Raw genomic sequence first — 3,820 nt, 5'->3', positions numbered from 1 at the left:
GGCCTCGTCCGCCGCGCCGGTGGTGGAAGAGCAGGACGAAGAGTGGGACCGCCTGGCGATCGCCGCTTCCGGCGCCAGCGACGGCGCCTCGGCGCAGCCGATGCCCGTTGACCTGGTCGGCATCGAGTCCGACGGCATGCCCCATGCGGACGCCGATGCGGACGACGGCAGCGCCACGAAGATCGAGTTGGCCAGGGCCTACCTGGACATCGGCGACATCGAAGGTGCCAAGGGCATGCTCGAGGAAGTACTGGCCGAAGCCGGTCCGGCGGGGCGCGCCGAGGCCGCGCAACTGCTGAAGGAAATTGGCTAAGCCCGCGCTGCCCGCCAACGCTGCGGACACGGGGCCGGGGCAACCCGGCCCCGCTGTTTCCAGCGTGCGCTTCGCGCTGGGCATCGAATACGACGGCAGCGCCTTCCAGGGCTGGCAGCGCCTTTCGCACGGGCCTTCGGTGCAGGCGGCGGTGGAAACGGCGCTGTCTTTCGTGGCCAACCACCCGCTGGACGTGGTCTGCGCTGGCCGCACCGACAGCGGCGTGCATGCGCGCTGCCAGGTGGTGCATCTGGACACGGCGTCCGGCCGCACGCCGTTCGCGCTGCAGCAGGGCGGCAACAGCCGCCTGCCCGACAGCGTCGCAATCCTGTGGTGCCAACCGGTGCCGCAGGATTTCCATGCCCGCTATGCCGCGCGCGCACGCCGCTACCGCTATACCTTGCTCAACCGACGCACCCGCCCGGCCATCCATCGCGACACGCTGACCTGGGAGCGGCACCCGCTGGACGCCCCGGCCATGCATCGCGCCGCCCAGGCCCTGGTGGGCGAGCATGACTTCAGCGCCTTCCGCACGGTGCATTGCCAGGCGCCGCACCCCAACCGAAACGTCCACGAGATCAGCGTGCGCCGCGAGGACGACCGGGTGGTGATTGAAGTGCAGGCCAACGCCTTCCTGCACCACATGGTCCGCAATTTCGTCGGAAGCCTGCTGCCGGTGGGGCGCGGCGAACAGCCCGAAGCGTGGCCGGGTGAACTGCTGCTGGGCCGCGATCGCGCGGTGGCCGGTCCCACCGCGCCTTCCAGCGGCTTGGTTTTCCTGGGCCCGCGCTATCCGGCGTCGTGGTCGTTGCCGGCCGAGGTAACGCTCTGAGCGTTGGTTTCATCGCGCCTGCACAGCATCCGCACGCCCAGACCCTACAATGACCCATGCGCACTAGGATCAAATTTTGCGGCCTCACCCGTCCCGGTGACGTCCGCCTGGCGGTGGAGCTGGGCGTGGACGCGCTGGGCTTCGTGTTCGCGGCCGCCAGTCCGCGCCGGCTGGCTGCCGACCAGGTTGAATCGCTGCGGCAAGTCGCGCCACCGCTGGTGGACGTGGTGGCGCTGTTCATGGACAACCCCGGCAGCGAGGTGGTCGCGGCCATCCGCGCGCTCAGGCCCAGCATGCTGCAGTTCCACGGCAGCGAAGACGACGCCTTCTGCCGCGGTTTCGGGCTGCCCTTCATCAAGACAGTGGCGATGGGGCAGGGGCCCGCCGATGCGGTCCTGGCGCGGAAACGCTACCCTTCGGCCAGTGCCTTCCTGCTCGACGGCCACGGCCCGGGCCAGCCCGGCGGCCGCGGCGAACGCTTCGACTGGAGCACCATCCCGCCGCTCGGCCGGCCCGTGTTCCTGGCGGGCGGCCTGGCCCCGGGCAACGTTGGCCAGGCCATCCGCACCGCAAGCCCGTATGCGGTGGACGTGTCCAGTGGCATCGAGAGCGCGCCGGGCACCAAGGACGGCGAAAAAATGCAGCAGTTCGTAGACGAGGTTAGACGTGCAGACCGCAACGCCCAGCAATGACATCCCCATGGCCGCCGACATCGCCGACTTCGGCGCCTGGCCGGACGCCGCGGGACACTTCGGCCGCTATGGCGGCGTGTTCGTTTCCGAAACCCTGATCGGGCCGCTGCGCGAGCTCGAGGCGGCCTACGACAAGTACAGCAAGGACCCGCAGTTCCTGGCCGAACTGCGCCACGACTATCGCCACTACGTCGGCCGGCCCAGCCCGATCTACGAAGCCGTGCGGCTGTCGGAATACGTGGGCGGCGCGCGCATCCTGCTCAAGCGCGAAGACCTCAACCACACCGGCGCGCACAAGATCAACAACACCATCGGCCAGGGCATGCTGGCCAAGCGAATGGGCAAGACCCGCATCATCGCCGAGACCGGCGCCGGCCAGCACGGCGTGGCCAGCGCCACCGTGGCCGCGCGCCTTGGCCTGGAGTGCGTGGTGTACATGGGCTCCACCGACGTCGAGCGCCAGGCGCCGAACGTGTTCCGCATGAAGCTGCTGGGCGCCACCGTGGTGCCGGTGACCTCGGGCAGCAAGACGCTCAAGGACGCGCTCAATGAAGCGATGCGCGACTGGGTCACCAACGTGCACGACACCTTCTACATCATCGGCACCGTGGCCGGCCCGCACCCGTACCCCAAGCTGGTGCGCGACTTCAACGCCGTGGTCGGCAAGGAAGCGCGCGCGCAGATGCTGGAGGAATACGGCCGCCTGCCCGACGCCATCACCGCCTGCGTGGGCGGCGGCAGCAACGCCATCGGCATGTTCCATGCGTTCCTCAACGACCGCGGGGTAGCCATCATCGGTGCCGAGGCGGCGGGCGACGGCATTGCCACCGGGCGCCATTCGGCGTCGCTGGTGGCGGGTCGGCCGGGCGTGCTGCACGGCAACCGCACCTACGTGATCTGCGACGACGACGGCCAGATCACCGAGACGCATTCCATCTCCGCCGGCCTGGACTATCCCGGCGTTGGCCCCGAGCACGCCTTCCTCAAGGACAGCGGCCGCGCCAGCTACGTCGGGGTGACCGACGACGAGGCGATGGAGGCCTTCCACCTGCTGGCGCGCAAGGAAGGCATCCTGGCGGCGCTGGAGTCGGCCCATGCCATCGCCCAGGCCATGAAGATCGCCCGCGACATGCCCAAGGACGGCCTGGTGCTGTGCAACCTTTCGGGCCGCGGCGACAAGGACATCTTCACCATCGCCAAGCGAGAGGGCATCGTCCTGTGAGCACGCGTATCGCCGTCCGCTTCGAAGCCCTGCGTGCCGCCGGCCGCAAAGCCCTCGTGCCGTTCATCACTGCCGGCGATCCGTCGCTGGAGGCCACCGTTCCGGTGATGCACGCGCTGGTGCGGGCGGGCGCCGACGTCATCGAGCTGGGCGTGCCGTTCTCCGACCCGATGGCCGACGGCCCGGTGATTCAGCGAAGCTCCGAGCGTGCGATCGAGCGCGGCGCCGGCCTGCGCTACCTGTTTGAATCCGTCGCCCGTTTCCGCCGCGACGACGCCACCACGCCCGTGGTGCTGATGGGTTACCTGAACCCGGTGGAGATGCGCGGCGCGAAGGCGTTCGGCCAGGCCGCGGCCGAGGCAGGCGTGGACGGCATCCTGCTGGTGGACCTGCCGCCGGAAGAGGCCGGTCCCACCCGCGCCGCGTTCAATGCGGCCGGCCTGCAGCTGATCTCGCTGGCCGCACCCACCACCACGCCCGACCGCCTGGCGCGCCTGGCAACCGAGTCGCAGGGCTACCTGTATTACGTGTCCTTCGCCGGCGTGACCGGTGGCGGCCAGCTCGACACGGCGGCGGTGCTGATCAAGGCCGGCGACCTGCGGGCGATGTCGAACGTGCCGGTGCTGGTGGGCTTTGGCATCCGCGACGGGGCCTCGGCCGCGGCGCGGGCGCCCGCGGCCCCCCGGGGGGGGGGGGGGCGTTGGCGGGGGGGTGGGCGTTGGGGGCCCCCCCCCCCCGGGGACCCCCCCCCCGCGGGCCCC

Annotated in this window: 5 protein-coding genes; all 5 read left to right on the top strand. The window is 70.5% G+C overall.

Features of this window, described 5'->3' with window-relative positions; translation table 11 throughout:
- Positions 1-313 (top strand): FimV/HubP family polar landmark protein (locus K0M70_RS08330; RefSeq protein ID WP_290781337.1); only part of this gene is annotated, 313 nt, incomplete at its 5' end.
- 64 nt (positions 314-377) lie between these two features.
- Positions 378-1,145: a tRNA pseudouridine(38-40) synthase TruA gene (truA, locus tag K0M70_RS08325; RefSeq protein WP_290781338.1), complete on the top strand. Its 768-nt coding sequence runs from the start codon at positions 378-380 to the stop codon at positions 1,143-1,145.
- 56 nt (positions 1,146-1,201) lie between these two features.
- Positions 1,202-1,837 carry a phosphoribosylanthranilate isomerase gene (locus K0M70_RS08320; protein ID WP_290781336.1) on the top strand — a complete coding sequence of 212 codons (636 nt, stop codon included), beginning with the start codon at positions 1,202-1,204 and terminating at the stop codon, positions 1,835-1,837.
- Positions 1,838-1,844: 7 nt separating this feature from the next.
- Positions 1,845-3,059 (top strand): tryptophan synthase subunit beta, encoded by a 1,215-nt coding sequence (gene trpB / locus K0M70_RS08315; protein ID WP_290781335.1) that lies wholly within the window; start codon positions 1,845-1,847, stop codon positions 3,057-3,059.
- Positions 3,056-3,820 (top strand): tryptophan synthase subunit alpha (gene trpA, locus K0M70_RS08310; protein ID WP_290781334.1); only part of this gene is annotated, 765 nt, incomplete at its 3' end. The genes trpB and trpA, both read left to right, overlap by 4 nt.

The organism is Arenimonas sp. (assembly GCF_019459675.1).
Taxonomy (GTDB): Bacteria; Pseudomonadota; Gammaproteobacteria; order Xanthomonadales; family Xanthomonadaceae; genus Arenimonas.
This window is presented reverse-complemented; position numbering and strand designations above follow the sequence as displayed.

Coding starts and splice junctions, on each gene's coding strand:
- K0M70_RS08320 (WP_290781336.1), top strand. CDS start 1,202: ATGCGCACTAGGATCAAATTTTGCGGCCTCACCCGTCCCGGTGACGTC.
- trpB (WP_290781335.1), top strand. CDS start 1,845: ATGGCCGCCGACATCGCCGACTTCGGCGCCTGGCCGGACGCCGCGGGA.